Origin of the sequence: Cohnella massiliensis, assembly GCF_900169535.1 — a bacterium.
In the GTDB taxonomy this organism is placed as follows: Bacteria; Bacillota; Bacilli; order Paenibacillales; family Paenibacillaceae; genus Cohnella; species Cohnella algarum.
Genome location: NZ_LT821257.1, coordinates 90,135 through 104,965 on the forward strand (window position 1 = coordinate 90,135; position 14,831 = coordinate 104,965).

The following is a 14,831-nucleotide window of genomic DNA, read 5'->3' on the forward strand; positions in this document are numbered from 1 at the left end:
TCAGTCCTTTTCCTTAAACGATTGGGTTCGGCTGTAATTCAGCACGGAAATCGACGCGATCAGCACGAACATGACGATCGACACGGCGGAAGCCATGTTGAACTGGTTTTGCTCCAGCGTCATTTTGTAAATCCAGGACAGCAGGATGTCGGTCGACCCGGCGAAAAAATAGGCGGGATTGGCCGGACCGCCGTCGGTCAGCATATAAATCAGGTTGAAGTTGTTGAAGTTCGACGCGAACTGCATGATCAAAATCGGCGACGTGGCGAGCAGGACGTGGGGCATCGTAATCCGCGAAAATTTGGCCCGCCCGCCCGCGCCGTCGACCTCCGCCGCCTCGTACAGATCCTTCGGAATCGTCGTCAGGATGCCCGACTGCAGCGCCATCAGAAACGGCATCGAGATCCAGAAATGGACGAGCAATATCGTGACTTTCGCCATCGTCGGGTCCGCGAGCCACGGAACGGCCGGCAGGCCGATTTGCTCCAGCAGCCCGTTGATCGGGCCGAGGGCGCCGTTGAACAGCAGGCGGAAGACGAGAATCGCGATAAACGCCGGGAACGCCCAAGGCAGAATGAACGTCGTCCGCCACAGCTTTTTGAAGCGGACTTTCGGGTGGTTGATCATCAGCGCCACGAGCAGCCCGCCGAAAAACACCGTCAGCGTCGACAGCGCCGCCCAGACGACGTTCCACAGCAGAATGCCCGTGAACGTCGAGTACCACGCCGGCTCCGTAAACAGCCGGACGAACGTGCCCCACCCGATCCAGTTGACGAGCGAGCGGTCGGGAATGTGGTTCGGCGAGGAGTAGTCGGTAAACGCCGTCAATATGTTGAACAGCATCGGGATGACCGACACGAACAGCACAAGCACGAACGCCGGCAGCAAAAGCAGCAGGGCGGTTCGCCCCTCCCGCGCCGCGAGCCGGACGCCCGGGGCGCGGCCCCCGGAAGCCGCGGATTTGCAGGCGGCTTGCCGGTAGGCGTCGACCGCGTTCAGGACGTGAAGCCAGACCAGCCCCGCGGCGACGAATAGCGCGATCAGCCCGTCGATCATCATGAATATCGAGTGATCGCCTTTGACGAGCGCGCCGTTCACGATCCGGGTCGGCTCGTCGCCCAGCGTGATCAGGCCGCGAATGGCTTCGTACAGCCGCGGCAGGATGAACGCGACCCCGATCGCATAAAAGCTTAAAAACAGAGCTCCCTTCGCATACTGGCGGTTCAGCAGCTGTCCGCCTCCCGCGCAGGCCGCGGACAGAACCGCCGCCGTCCAGGGACGGGAAAGAGGCCGGTTCGCCATCGTCGTAACGTTGCTTTTCATGGGTTCGTTTCCATCGCCGTTTTCATTTGGCTCACCATGTGATCCAAAGCTTGCTTGACATCCGTCTTGTCGTCGTTCCAGATCGTCGACAGCGCGGCGTAGGACGGCACCCATACGGTCGCCGTTTCCGGAATGGCGGCGAGCGGCACGGCATGCTGCATTTGGATCATAAACGCGGCGACGTCCGGGTTCCCCGTGACGACGGGATCGTTCATCAGATCCTGGCGCGTCGGCAGTTGGGCGGTCATCTCGTAGCGCAGCTTGGCGTTTTCCTTGTTCGTCGCCAGCTCCGCGAACAGCTTCGCGGCGTTCGGATAGCGGGTGTACGAGTTGACGAACAGCGAGCGCACGCTGATCAGGCTTTTCGGGTGTTCGCCGTTCGGCAGCAGCGGGAGCGGCACGACGCCGAAATCGACGCCGGCGTTCGCGAGATTGGCCATTTGCCATGTGCCTTCGATCATCGCCGCCGCGTTGCCTTCCTGGAACAGGCCCGCGATGACATTGCTGTTGATGTCCGCCGTGTTCAGCGGGAACAGCGCCTTCAGCGTCCGGGCGAATGTCGCGCCTTCGACCGCGCCTTCGTTGTTCAGGCCGATATCGGCCGGATCGGTGCCGTCCTGGCCGAAAATGTAGCCCCCGTATCCGGCGATGAACGCGTGAACGAGATAAATTTGCGCGACGTCCCAGGCGAGGGCGTATTTTTTGGCGGACGGGTCGGTGAACGTTTTGCCGAATTCGAGCAGCTCTTCGAACGTTTCCGGCCCTTTCGGCATCAGCGCTTTGTTGTAATAGAGCGAGTACGTGTCGGCCGACATCGGATATCCGTAGGTGACGCCGTCGTACGTAACAGCGCTTACAACCGACGGAATCGCGTTTTTCGCCAAATCCTTGGTCGTCCGGTCGTTCGCCAGCATCAGCCCCGCGCTGACCGCTTTGCCGATGGAATCGTGCGGCGCCGAAAACACGTCGGCCCCAAGCCCCGCCGGGCCGTCCGTCATCAGCTTGCCGACCGTATCGATGGACGGCACCGTCTCGACCTTGACCTTTACGCCGTACAGTTCCTCGTACTGCCTACCGATTTCCTCGAGAAACTTCCGCTCGTTGCCGTCCGACTCCCAGACGACTAGGGACGCCCCGTCCTCCGGCTCGATGTCAGCGCTTACAGAATTCGGCGAAGCGGTCGACGAGTTCGGGTTGTCGCCCGGGTTTCCTTTTCCGTTCCCGGTTCCGTCTCCGTTTGCGTTTCCGTTTGCTTTTCCGCTTAAACTGCCGGTCGCGTTCGCGCTGCCGTTTCCGCTTCCCGGCTCGACCTGCGAATGGCCCGCGTTTCCGCAAGCGGCGGCAATCGCCAGAACGATAGCCAGCAAAACCGCTTTCCCCCATTGCTTTTTCCGCAATTCGTTCATCTCCTTTAACTTAACCGTTTAAGTTACTTACACGTTTAAGTTAACATGAACGATTTGTCCTTGTCAACAGGTTTACCCCCGGTTCGCTGCCCATTTTCCGCCTCTTTTTATCCAGGCTTGGTCCTTCCGCAAAAAACAAGCCTCCATGCGGGAAGCGGCCCGCATGGAGGCTTGGTCGGCGTCGTGCCGTTTCGTTTTCACTCGTTCCAATCGACCGCGTTCCCTTCCGCCAGCCGCACGTAGAACCGCCCGTTGTGGCGCTCCGCCATGACCGGCGCTTCAAAGAAATCGCTCAGCGTCTCCGAATTCATGACGTCGCGCGTTGCGCCCTGGCGAAACGCTTCGCCCCGACGAAGCAGCAGCGTATGGCCGAAAGCCGGCAAAATCTCCTCCGTATGGTGGGTCACGTAAATGAGCGTCGGCATGTTCTCCTGCCGCGTCAGGTCGTCAATGCTGGAAAGCAGGCGCTCCCGCGAGAACAGATCCAGTCCGTTGCACGGCTCGTCCAGGATCAGCAGCTTTGGTTCGGCCATGAGCGCCCGGGCGATGAGCAGCTTTTGTTTCTCGCCCTGCGAGCACGTCCGATACTCGCGGTCCCACAGGTGAGAGCAGCCGAGCTTCGCCATGAGCCGCTCCGCCCGGACGAAATCCTCGGGCGACGGCTTCTCGTAGAGTCCGATCGAAGCGAATTTGCCGCTGATGACGACAAGCTGCGTCCGGTCGCTTCCGTAAAGCTTTTCCTGCAGAGACGAGCTGACCCAGCCGATCGACTGCCGCAGCTCCCGCAAGTCGACTTCCCCGAACCGGCGGCCCAAGACGGTCACCCTCCCCTTGGTCGGCCAGAAATAACCGTTGATCATATTGAGCAGGGTCGTTTTGCCGGATCCGTTGAGACCGAGCAGCGCCCAATGCTCATTGCGGCGGACGCGCCAGCTGACGTCGTCTAACAATGTCCTTTTCCCCTGAATCCATGTTACGCCCTCGATATCGATGATCCATTCCATTTCGTCCACTCCGTTTCCGAATTCGAATCCAGGCGCCGGAGACGGAAGCCTCCATAGGCTCGCTCAGCCCGCATTTATTTATCTTAAAAAAATCGATCGGGCATGTCGTTGCGAAAATTGCGGCGAATGACCGCAACATTTGCTATTTTCCCGGCAGATGAATCGAAGGGAATCGAAGAGAATGGGCGATGACAGCAGCCTGTTTGCGCCGGTTAGGACGCAGCGGCAAATCGAAGAAGCGCACGGCCCCCGCGCATAACGGACGGGGATCCGGCGGCGGCCGGCGAACGCGGAACCGTTCCTGCGAAGCCTTTATTATCCGGGCTGCTGCGCGCGAACGGCCGCCAACACCGCGTCGATGTGGCCTTTTACCCTGACATTTCGCCATTCCTGCGCCAGAATCCCCCGCTCGTCGATCAGGAAGGTGGATCGCACGATGCCCATATACGTTCGGCCGTACATTTTCTTCTCCTGCCAGACGCCGAACATTTCCGCCACTTTGCGATCGACGTCCGCCAGCAGCGGAAACGTCAGCTGGTGCTTCGCGATAAACTTCGCGTGCGACTTCGCATCGTCCGGGCTGATCCCGAGCACGACGGCGTTCGCTTCCCCGAACAAAGCGTTGGCATCGCGAAAATCGCACGATTCCTGCGTGCAGGTCGGGGTCATGTCCTTGGGATAAAAGTAGAGAACGACCTTCCGGCCGCGAAATTGGCTTAACCGAATCGTTCCGCCTTCCGAAGACGGAAGCTCGAAATCCGGCACGGGTTGTCCGATTTGTACCTGAGACACGGCGAATCGCTCCTCCGAAAAACAATTTCCGATATCTTACCAAATCCCGCCGCCGAATGGCAAGAACGCCTGACATCCGCTATAATCGAATCAACATGATCACAGCGAGCGAAGAACGCCGCCCTATTCCTTGGGTTCAAGGGTAGGGCGGCTTTTTGCGTTTCTGTGCAAAAGGGGAAAAAGACGATGAATTTCGATGCCGCTTACGCAAAATGGATGGAGGATCGGCAGCAAACGAGGAAAGGCGAATCCCTGCGAAGATTGAGGGAAGGACACGGTTACTTAGAAAAGCTGTTTCTAAGCGAAATCTGGTGGCCTGCGGTCGGGAATTTCGAGCATTTGCATCCGGAATTTGAAATCATCGATGATCGGGGGGCAATCCGCTTTCTCGATTTCGCCTATTTGCGCGCGCCTCACAAGATCGCTCTCGAAATGGACGGCTTCAACGCCCATGCCCGCGAAATGGACCGGCGGCAATTTTCCGAAGAACGGAAAAAGCAAAACTTCCTCCTATTGAACGGGTGGAAAATGCTGCGGTTTTCGTCGGACGACATCAAGGACTCTCCTGCCTATTGCCGACAGACCGTGATTCAAATGTTCGGCGAGTGGTAATGCGGGACAACCGGCGAAAATGACCCCCGTCGAGCGGGACATCATGTGGTTTGCAATCAAACTCGAGCGCACGTTCCGTCTGCCGGAAGTTTGCTCGGCTTTGAACATCGGCGAAAAATACGCCAGAAGGTCGCTTGCCAGACTGGCCGAGCTGAACTTGCTGGAACCCGCCTCCGGAACAAAACGTATCACCTCTTACCGCCTGGGCAGCAGCGCCGGCAAGTTTTATTGAAATTATACGAGAACCCAGCCATGCGCGACCGTTATCCGCTCGCGTTTCGATTTATTTCGCCAACTCCTCGGCTCACGACCCCGCGCCGCGATAGCGCTTGATCCCGTGGTTCCACACGAGCACGCCGATCCCGGCGAAAATGACGCCCATCGCCGGCGTCAGCCAGGGCATGAGCCCGTCCCCGGAAGCCCGCCCCAGGAAAAACTCCGCCGGATACACGCCGACGAACGCGAACGGAAGCACCCACGTCAGCAAAAACCGGATTCCCTTGTTGTAAATCTGCACCGGGTAGCGGCCGTAGTTCTGAATGTTGAACATCAGCGGCACGATGCCCGTCGGGGCGTCGGAGTAGAACGAGATCGCGGCAAGCGCGACGTAAATGCCCATATAGATGAGGACCGAGCCGACGACCATGACGATGAGCACGAGCGGATCGTACCAGTCGAACGGAAGGCCGAGCTGCGTCCAGGCGGCGCCCATGATGCCGAGACCGACGAGCGACCCGATGAGCGAAGGCGGATCGACGTTTTCCAGCAGCACTTGGGTAAGCGAACCTGCCGGCCGCGTCAAAATCCGGTCCATCTCTCCTTTGACGATGTACCGCTCGCTGAAATTCCACAAATTCACGAACGCGCCGAACACCCCGTACGGAATCATAAAATAGCCGTAAACGAACACGACCTCCGCCTGGCTCCAGTCCCCCAGGGAAGGCGTATGCTGAAAAACGACGAAGATAAAAATCAGATTCATCGCCGAGAACATCAGGTCGGAGACAACTTCCACCCAAAAATCCGCCCGGTACGTCATTTTCGTTTTAAAATAATTGGCCAAGTATTCGCGGAACAGCGATAAGGTATGCCCTATTTTCATCGGCTTAACCTCCTTGCACGAACAGCCGCTTCCGGGCCGCCCGCCACATGAGCAAAATCGGCACGACGAGCGCCGCGCACCAGATCGCCTGAACGAACAGCGCCTCCCACACAGCCGAGCCGGTTATGCGCTCCGTAAACACCGATCCGGGCAAATACGTAATCGCCTGAAAAGGCAGCCACTGCAGCACGCTTGAAGCCCACCCCGGAAAAAACGCGATAGGCACGACGACCCCGGACAGCAGGTCGACCGCGACCCTTTTCATCCGCATCAGCCCTTCGTTGTTTTCCACGAAAAAGGCGAACAGCCCCGTCATCAGGTTGATCTGCGTGTTAATAAGGAAGCTGAACCAGAGCATGACGAAGAAAATGATCCATAAAACCGGATCGGTTGGCAGCTCGATGGGAAAAATAAGCGTCACGACGATCATGCCGGGCGCCATGAACAGCAGCAGCCGGAACAGCCCTTCGCCGAGGCCCTGCATCATTTTCACCATCAGGTAGGAATAAGGCCGCGTCATCTGCACCGCAACGCTGCCGTCGCGGATTTCGTTGGAAATTTCCCGGTCCAGGTTGTTGAAATAGAACGCCCGGGCCATCCAGGACACCGCGACGTACGTCGTCATTTGAACGACCGTAAAGCCGGCCAGCCGCTCCGCGTCTCCGTAGATCGCTTTCCACATGAAGTAATAAGCGCCGATGTTAATCGCATAAACGGCAATGCCGCTGTAATAATTGACGCGATAGGCGAGCATCGTCAGGAAACGGATTCGGATAAAATCGAGATACGCGCCGCTCACCGGACTCCAGCTCCCGAAACCGCCGGCTCTTCCGCTTCGTCTCCGGCCGGCTTGACCGAGCTCCCCGTCCGATAGATCTCGCGCACGATCTCGTCGGTGTTCGTTTCGAAAATTTTAATGTCGCTGATTTCCTTCGCGCCGACGACGCGGGACAGCACATCCGACACGTTCATTTCGCGCGGGAGCCATACTTTGGCCGTCAGCTCGTTCTCCTTCGACCAACGGACCGCGAGCCCTTCGGTCAGGGCGCTCAGCGAAGGCAGCGAAACCGGATCCGCAAACTGAAACTGCACCTCGCGGCCTTTGCCCCAACGGTCTTTCAATTGATCCAGGCCGCCGTCGTAGATGATGTTGCCGTCGTCCAGCATGATGACCCTCGAGCAGAGGGCTTCGATATCCTGCAGGTCGTGCGTCGTCAGCAAAATCGTCGTCCCGTGGTCGCGGTTCAGCCGTTTCAGAAATTCGCGGATTTCCGTTTTTACCACGATATCGAGACCGATCGTCGGCTCGTCCAAAAACAAAATCGACGGATTGTGCAGCAGCGCGGCCACCAGCTCGCAGCGCATCCGCTGGCCGAGGCTCAGCTTGCGCACGGGGCGATTGAGCAGGTCGCCCAGTTCAAGCGTTTCGACCAGCTCGTCCAGCCGCAGCTTGAATTCGCGTTCGTCCACCCGGTATACTTTGCGCAGCAGCCGGAACGATTCAATGACGCCGATGTCCCACCACAGCTGGCTGCGCTGCCCGAAGACGACGCCGATGCCTTTCACGAACGTTTCGCGATCCTTGTGCGGCACGTAGCCGTTCACGACGATTTTGCCCGACGTGGGAACGAGAATGCCGGTCAGCATTTTGATCGTCGTCGACTTTCCGGCGCCGTTCTCGCCGATGTAGCCGCAGATCTCGCCTTGCGGAATTTGAAAGCTGATATCCTTGACGGCCGCGACCTCGCGGTGCTCGCGCTTGAACAAGTCCAGCATCGCTCCCTTGAGGCCCTCTCGATTTTTTTGCACTTTGAACTGTTTGCGCAGCTTTTCGACTTCGATTGCCAGCATTGCGTTACGTTTCCTCCATTTTTCGACAATACTTGCTTACATCCTTCAGTAAACTTTATAATTTCATAATATGCAATGCAATCATACAATTCAGATCACCCCTGCGCAAACGTCGCTTTTGCCGGCTGCGCCGAAAGGAACATATTCGCATGCGTAAAAAATGGAAAATATTCAGCTATACGTTGCTCGCTTTGGTCATCGTCCTGCTTGCCGGCGTCGGCTGGTACGTTTACAGCGGCTATCAGGAGGTAAAAGGGTTGCAGAAATCCGAGGACGAGTCCCGGTTCGGCCAATTCGAGCAAAAGCCGGAGGAGAAGCCCCCGGAATGGACGGGGACCGAGCGGGTCAACATCCTGATCATGGGCGGCGACGAACGGGGCTTGCGGGAAGGCGAAGTCGCCCGTTCCGACACGATGATGGTCGCTTCCATCGATCCGACGACGAAGGGCATTCATCTGTTTTCCGTCCTGCGCGACACGTACATCGAAATTCCCGGACACGGAAGCGACCGGGCCAACGTCGCAATCACGCTGGGCGGTCCGGAACTGGCCATGAAGGCGATCGGCGACTTGCTCGGACTCGACATCCAATATTACGTTTACGCCGACTTTCAGGGCTTCATCAAGCTGGTCGACGCGATCGGCGGCGTCGATTTTTACGTCGAAAAGGATATGAAATACAGCGATGCGGCGGACGGCCACGTTTACGACATCGATTTGAAGGAAGGGCAGCAGCACCTTGACGGGGAAAAAGCGCTGCAATACGTCCGTTTCCGGCACGACAAGCTGTCCGACTTCACGCGCACCGAGCGTCAGCGGAACTTCCTGAAAGCCGTCGCGGACAAAATGCAATCGGGCTGGAACATCATCAAGCTGCCGCAAATTATCGGCGACATCAGCCCTTACATCGAAACGAACCTGTCGCCGGAAGATATGCTGAAGCTGGGCAACCTGGGGCTCAAATCGCACCAGGCGGGCTCTGCCCAGGTTCCGCCGATGGAGCTCATTTCCGACGAGCGGGTCGGCGGCGCGGCGGTTCTCGGCATCCGCGATTCGGACGAATTGAAGGAATACGTCCAGGAAGTGCTCGCGACGGACAGCGCCGTCGCGGCGCCGTCCCCGTCCGCTTCGTCTTCCGCTTCCGCGGAGACCGGGGATTCGTCCGGCGGCTCGGATTCGGAATAGTCCGTTTGCGTTTCGCCGGATTTCACAACATCGTCACCGAAAGCAAGGCAAGCGGGGATCGCCGGGAGGCGGTCTCCGCTTGCTTCTTGGCTGCATGCGCGCACATTCCGCCAAAGAAAGGCCGCCCCGCCAATGCGCTGAGCCCGCTTAACGCGTTTCACATCATCCAACGGGAGGTTTTTTCCATATGTCGAGATCGAAGTCCGCTCAATTGTACGAGGAAGCCCAGCTGCATATCGTCGGAGGCGTCAACAGCCCTTCCCGCTCCTTCAAAGCCGTCGGAGGAGGCGCGCCCGTTTTCATGGATCGCGCGGAGGGCGCTTATTTCTGGGATGCGGACGGCAACCGCTACATCGATTATCTCGCTGCCTTCGGACCGATCATTACCGGCCACGCCCACCCTCATGTGACGGAAGCGATCGTGAACGCCGCCCGCCGCGGCACGCTGTACGGCACGCCGACCGAAGGCGAAATCGAACTGGCCCGCCGGCTCAAGGAAGCCATCCCTTCGATGGATAAAGTCCGGTTCGTCAATTCCGGGACCGAAGCCGTCATGTCCGCGATCCGGGTGGCCCGGGCGGCTACCGGACGGGCCAAAATCATCAAATTCGCCGGCTGCTACCACGGCCATTCCGACCTCGTGCTCGTCGCGGCGGGCTCCGGACCGTCGACGCTCGGCACCCCCGACAGCGCGGGCGTGCCGGTCAGCATCGCAAACGAAGTGATCACCGTGCCGTTCAACGACGCCGACGGCCTGAAGCAGGCGCTCGAGCGGTGGGCAGACGACGTCGCCGCCGTGCTCGTCGAGCCGATCGTCGGCAACTTCGGCATGGTCATGCCGAAGCCGGGCTTTCTGGAAACGGTATGCCGGCTCACCCGCGACGCGGGCGCTCTCGTCATCTACGACGAGGTTATCACGGCCTTCCGTTTCCATTACGGCTCGGCGCAAACGTTCGGCGCGTTTCCCAATTTTGCCGCCATCGAGCCGGATTTGACCGCGCTCGGCAAAATTATCGGCGGGGGGCTTCCGATCGGCGCTTACGGCGGCAAACGCGACGTCATGGACCGCGTGGCGCCGCTCGGCCCCGCCTATCAGGCCGGAACGATGGCGGGCAATCCCGCCTCCGTCGCCGCCGGGCTCGCCTGTCTCGACGTGCTGCGGGCGCCCGGCGTGTACGAGCGGATGGAAACGCAGGCGGCGCGCCTGACCGCGGGCCTCGCGGCATCGGCGGACCGTCATGGCGTTCCGCTTACGATCAACCGGATCGTCGGGGCGTTCTCGACCCATTTTTGCGATCATCCGGTAACGAATTACGAAGAAGCGCAGGACACCGACGGCGAGCTGTTCGCCCGGTTTTTCCGCGAGATGCTGGCGCGCGGCATCTACCTTGCCCCGTCCAAGTACGAAGCCTGGTTTCTCACCGCGGCGCATTCGGACGAGGACATCGACGCCACGCTCGAGGCCGCGGAAGCTTCGTTCAAGGCTCTGTAAAGTGTAAAGAACGAAGCGGCACAAAATCCGGGACGTCTTCAAGGGGTTGCCATGAGCAGGAGCATGCATTTGGCGGGCTGAAATGAGTCGCCACGACTCAACTGGAGCGTGGGCGCGCATGCGGAGGCGGCGAGATGAGTCATTTTTACCCAACTGCGTGCGACCATAAGCATACGGCGGGGCTGAGATGAGTCGCCACGACGCAACTGGATCGTCCGCATGCGTGCGGAGGCGGCGAGATGAGTCATTTTTACCCAACTGCGTGCAGCCATAAGCGTATGGCGGGGCTGAGATGAGTCGCCACGACGCAACTGGATCGTTAGCGCGCATGCGGAGGCGGCGAGAAGAGCCACCACGACTCCACTGAATTCGCGTTGCCAAAAAAAGCATCCCGACGCCAATGCCGGCGCCGGGATGCTTTTTTATTGCGGCAGCGTCCACCCTCGCTCGCGCAAATCCGAGTACCGGCCGAACGACTCCGTGGCGCAGGAAAAGGAAATCCGGTTGCTCAGGTCGACCAGCGTCAGGCGGCAGCCGTGCTTGGCTCCGGTGTCGATGCCGATCCGCTTTTTCCCGAACCAGAGCTCTCCCGCCCTGGCGCCCATCTTGAAGGTCGGCGTATGCCCGAAAACGACCGTATACGGCAGCTCCCCGTCCTTCTCCCAAAAATCGTTGCGGATTCCCGTCAAATCGGAAGCCTCCTGCCTCTCGAGCGGAACGCCGGGCCGGATGCCCGCATGAACGAGCAAAAATTCGTCCTCGCGCCAATAAAGCGGAGTTTCCCGCAAAAACGAAATATCCTCCGGAGCGACCGCCGTCGCTTCCTTTCGCTCGGCCGCGCCCAGCATCCAGCGTTCCATATTGCCGAGCACCGCCCGCGCCCCTTGCAGCGCCAGCTCGCGCGCGAACCTCAGCGCCGGCCAGCTGCCGCGGTTCGTATCGATAAAGTCTCCCAGCAAATAAAGCCGGTCGGTTCCCGGCGCGTAATCGGCCATGCGAAGCAGCGCGCGCGCCGCCTCCGCATGACCGTGAATGTCCGAAATGGCCAAAATACGGGGCATCTGCGATCACCTTTCGTCTCGTTGCGGATACATGTACGTTTCGTTCGGGGAAAAAACGAGCGCTCCGGTCGCTCCCGCCGGGAGAGGCTCGTCGTGGAACAGCGCAAGCTTTCGCCCTTCGGCGTCTTCGGCGAGCACCCTCCACCGGCTCCCCTCGAAGGAGCTGTGGACGATGCGGGCCGGAAGCCGGTTGAAGCCGGGCGGAAACGCCTGGTTCCCCCCGGATGCGGCATAGCCGGCTTCCCGCATTCCGCTGCCTTCCCAACTCGCGGCTTCCGGGCGGAATAGAATATCATAAACTTCCGCGCTTCCGGCAGGCCGTTCCGGCGATACGCCCCGAAGCACGGATTTTCCCGTTCTCGCGGCGACCGTGCGGCCCGCGAACGGGATCGAATCGGCTTCCGCCCCGGCTCCGGCCGCTCCGCCCTGCCTTTCCGCCCGCGCTCCGGCGCCGCCTTCCCGTTCCGTTCCCGCTTCCGAGCCCGCATCGGTTCGGCTGCCCGCCCCGGTCCCCGCCTCCGCGGCCGCGGCGACTTCCCCGTCGGCCCGTTCCGATTCGGCCTTGCCGCTTAGCCGGTTGCCCGCTCCGAGCAGGGAAGCGGCCGAAGGCGTCGCCGGCAGCCCGTAGCAGCTTTGCGGCCGGTCGATCTGGTCGATCGCCCCGTTGCGCATGATGATCAGCCGGTCGGCCATCGCGAACGCTTCCTCCGGATCGTGCGTCACGTGGAATACCGTCGTTCCCAGTTTGCGGAACAGATAAGACATCTCCGTCCTCATCTCGATCCGCAGCCTCATGTCCAGATTGGACAGGGGCTCGTCGAGCAGCAGCAAATCCGGCTCCGTCGCCAGCGCCCGGGCGATCGCCACCCGCTGCTGCTGGCCGCCGGACAGCTGGGCGGGCAGACGATTTTCGAACCCTTCCAGATGAAGCAGCTGCAGCAAGCCGTTCACTTTCTCCTCGATGGCGGCAGCCGACGCTTTTTTCCGTTTCAAGCCGTACGAAACGTTATCGTATACCGACATATGAGGCCATAGGGCATAATCCTGGAACACCATGTTGATCCGCCTTTTTTCGGGCGGGACCAGCTTGCTTTTCGACGACACGGTTTCGCCTCTAAGCCTGATTTCCCCCGCATCCGGCTGCTGCAAGCCCGCGATCAGTTGAAGCAGGGTCGATTTTCCGCAGCCCGAAGGTCCCAGCACGCTGATGATCTCGCCTTGCGCGACGCCGAAATCGACCCCTTTGAGCGCCGCATGGCTCCCGTACGCCTTCCCGAGCCCTTCCACTTCCAGTATCGTAGGTTTGCTCACGTTTTCCGCTCCTTGCGTTTTCTGGGTTTGAACAGCCATTCCGCCGCCAGGATGACGGCGATGACGATTCCGCCGCCGGTCAGCGTCGCGGCCGCCGCATAGCCGAACTTCAAATCCTCGAACGCCTTGTTGATGACGACGGGCAGCGTCATGAAGTTCGGCGGGAACAAAATGGACGTCGTCGCGAGATCGAAGACGCTCGCGCCGAACGCCGCCAGCGCCGCCGATACGAGCGCTCCCCGCAGCAGCGGCAGCAAAATCGTCCGCACCCGGCGCCCGAACGGCGCGCCCTGCATTTGCGCCGCCGCCAGCAGCCCCTTCGGCACCTTGGCCATCGCTCCGGTCACGACGCGCGTGATGACCGGTATCGCTCCCGCCACGCTTGCCAAAATGAGAATGGCCGGCTTACCGTACAGCAGCAGGCCGATCTTCTCCAGCCAAGCCTGGTTCCAGACGAAAATGTAGCCGATGCCGAGCACGACCCCCGGAACGGCCAGGGAGATCAGCGAAATGACGTCGACGGTTTGCCGCAGCTTGAACGTCGAGTACGTCAGGACGTAAGAGACGAGAAACCCGACGGCCAATCCGATCGCGGCCGCGCCGGCGGCGATGCCGAGCGAATGGAGCAGCCCGTCCGCCAGCTGGCCTCCGTTGGCGAACAACTGCCGATAATGCTCGAACGTCAGCGAGCTTCCCGCCGAACCGTTCGATCGGGTAATCGAGGACAGCAGGTTCGAGCCGAACGGAATTCCGACCGCCGCGGCGAGCAGCGCCGCGGTTCCCGCGGCAAGCGCCCAGTCTCCCCGGGCCGGCCGCCGGGGCTCCGAGCGGACGGCCCGGGAGGAAAGGAAATCGTAGCGCGATTTCCGGAGCGCGTAAAATTGCAGGCTCATCGCCAGCGCGATGATCAGGACGAGATAGAACGAGAGCACGCCGGCCATATCGAAGCGGATCGGCGACGTGTACAGGGCCGAATAAATCGAATAGGGAAGCGTCGGAAAGCGGAATACGGCCGCGATGGAAGCCGGAAGCCCGAAGTCGCCCACCGCGTCCATAAAAACGAGCATCGCCCCCGAGCAGTACGCCGGCAGCAGCAGCGGCGCCTGAATCGTCCGCCAAGCGGTCCAGGAGCTTCCGCCGTTCATGCGCGCCGCCTCGCTGAGCCGGTCGACCTTCCATTCCAAAGCGGCATGCACCGCCAAGTAAGCGAACGGAAATTTGCTGAGCGACATAATGAAGATCAGCCCCGCCGGCGTAAACACCGCCGAATGGACCCAGTCCCAGCCCAGCCACTGGCGGGCCAGCCCGCCTGGCGCGGCGAACATGACCCAGCCTTGGGCGAGAATAAAGGACGGCGTAATGATCAGCAGCCAAACCGCCAAATCGAGCAGCCGGGCCCCCGGAAACGACCAACGGGCGCGTACGGAGGCAAGCGCTCCGCCGATGACGGTGCCGAGAAGCGTCGTGCCGGCGCCGAGGATAAGCGTGTTTTTTAACGATTGCGACCATAAAGGCCGCTTGAACACGTCGAGCAGCAGCGACAAGTCGCCAATCTGCCACGTTCCGAAAAAAACGCCCGGCAGCAGCACCTGGACGACGACCGCCGCAAGCGGAAGCAGAATAAGCAAAACAAGGACGGCCAGCACCAGCCAGCCCGTCCTGTTCCCGTAAGCGAATATTCGGTTCAGCATCG

14 protein-coding genes are annotated in these 14,831 nt (G+C 60.3%); 4 read left to right on the forward strand and 10 right to left on the reverse strand.

Annotated elements, in window-relative coordinates; all coding sequences use genetic code 11:
* The 4 genes from B7E11_RS06910 to bcp all read right to left on the reverse strand — a co-directional run bounded on the left by B7E11_RS06910 (window position 1) and on the right by bcp (window position 4,525).
* Window positions 1–1,323, reverse strand: a complete 1,323-nt coding sequence (locus tag B7E11_RS06910) for a carbohydrate ABC transporter permease (protein WP_245809644.1) — start codon at window positions 1,321–1,323, stop codon at window positions 1–3.
* Window positions 1,320–2,720 (reverse strand): sugar ABC transporter substrate-binding protein, encoded by a 1,401-nt coding sequence (locus tag B7E11_RS06915; RefSeq protein WP_139787104.1) that lies wholly within the window; start codon window positions 2,718–2,720, stop codon window positions 1,320–1,322. Before B7E11_RS06915 ends, B7E11_RS06910 begins: the two co-directional genes overlap by 4 nt.
* Before the next feature lie 206 nt (window positions 2,721–2,926).
* Window positions 2,927–3,733: an ABC transporter ATP-binding protein gene (locus B7E11_RS06920; protein ID WP_080832888.1), complete on the reverse strand. Its 807-nt coding sequence runs from the start codon at window positions 3,731–3,733 to the stop codon at window positions 2,927–2,929.
* A gap of 315 nt (window positions 3,734–4,048) precedes the next feature.
* Window positions 4,049–4,525 carry a thioredoxin-dependent thiol peroxidase gene (gene bcp / locus B7E11_RS06925; RefSeq protein WP_080832889.1) on the reverse strand — a complete coding sequence of 159 codons (477 nt, stop codon included), beginning with the start codon at window positions 4,523–4,525 and terminating at the stop codon, window positions 4,049–4,051.
* A 186-nt stretch (window positions 4,526–4,711) separates the two neighbouring features.
* Here bcp and B7E11_RS06930 point away from each other — a divergent pair, with 186 nt between their 5' ends.
* On the forward strand, window positions 4,712–5,137 hold the full coding sequence (locus B7E11_RS06930) for a hypothetical protein (protein WP_080832890.1): 426 nt from the start codon (window positions 4,712–4,714) through the stop codon (window positions 5,135–5,137).
* Between the two features lie 43 nt (window positions 5,138–5,180).
* Window positions 5,181–5,369 (forward strand): hypothetical protein, encoded by a 189-nt coding sequence (locus tag B7E11_RS06935; RefSeq protein WP_139787105.1) that lies wholly within the window; start codon window positions 5,181–5,183, stop codon window positions 5,367–5,369.
* 72 nt (window positions 5,370–5,441) lie between these two features.
* Here the strand turns inward: B7E11_RS06935 and B7E11_RS06940 are convergent, their stop codons facing one another.
* From B7E11_RS06940 to B7E11_RS06950, 3 genes are read right to left on the reverse strand one after another with little or no spacing between them, the layout of a single operon-like run.
* Entirely contained in the window at window positions 5,442–6,239 is a 798-nt protein-coding gene (locus B7E11_RS06940; protein WP_080832892.1) for an ABC transporter permease, read from the reverse strand.
* A gap of 4 nt (window positions 6,240–6,243) precedes the next feature.
* Entirely contained in the window at window positions 6,244–7,038 is a 795-nt protein-coding gene (locus tag B7E11_RS06945) for an ABC transporter permease (protein ID WP_139787106.1), read from the reverse strand.
* Entirely contained in the window at window positions 7,035–8,090 is a 1,056-nt protein-coding gene (locus B7E11_RS06950; RefSeq protein WP_080832893.1) for an ABC transporter ATP-binding protein, read from the reverse strand. Before B7E11_RS06950 ends, B7E11_RS06945 begins: the two co-directional genes overlap by 4 nt.
* A gap of 149 nt (window positions 8,091–8,239) precedes the next feature.
* Here B7E11_RS06950 and B7E11_RS06955 point away from each other — a divergent pair, with 149 nt between their 5' ends.
* Together B7E11_RS06955 and B7E11_RS06960 are read left to right on the forward strand one after the other, a co-directional pair.
* A complete protein-coding gene (locus tag B7E11_RS06955; protein WP_080832894.1) occupies window positions 8,240–9,274 on the forward strand; it encodes an LCP family protein in 1,035 nt (344 codons plus the stop codon).
* 187 nt (window positions 9,275–9,461) lie between these two features.
* Window positions 9,462–10,766 (forward strand): glutamate-1-semialdehyde 2,1-aminomutase, encoded by a 1,305-nt coding sequence (locus tag B7E11_RS06960; RefSeq protein WP_080832895.1) that lies wholly within the window; start codon window positions 9,462–9,464, stop codon window positions 10,764–10,766.
* A 422-nt stretch (window positions 10,767–11,188) separates the two neighbouring features.
* On the opposite strand, the gene B7E11_RS06965 is transcribed toward B7E11_RS06960, so the two are convergent.
* From B7E11_RS06965 to B7E11_RS06975, 3 genes are read right to left on the reverse strand one after another with little or no spacing between them, the layout of a single operon-like run.
* On the reverse strand, window positions 11,189–11,827 hold the full coding sequence (locus B7E11_RS06965; RefSeq protein WP_080832896.1) for a metallophosphoesterase: 639 nt from the start codon (window positions 11,825–11,827) through the stop codon (window positions 11,189–11,191).
* 6 nt (window positions 11,828–11,833) lie between these two features.
* A complete protein-coding gene (locus B7E11_RS30150) occupies window positions 11,834–13,138 on the reverse strand; it encodes an ABC transporter ATP-binding protein (RefSeq protein ID WP_245809645.1) in 1,305 nt (434 codons plus the stop codon).
* Window positions 13,135–14,829 carry an ABC transporter permease gene (locus tag B7E11_RS06975; protein ID WP_176220636.1) on the reverse strand — a complete coding sequence of 565 codons (1,695 nt, stop codon included), beginning with the start codon at window positions 14,827–14,829 and terminating at the stop codon, window positions 13,135–13,137. Before B7E11_RS06975 ends, B7E11_RS30150 begins: the two co-directional genes overlap by 4 nt.
* Window positions 14,830–14,831: the final 2 nt, after the last annotated feature.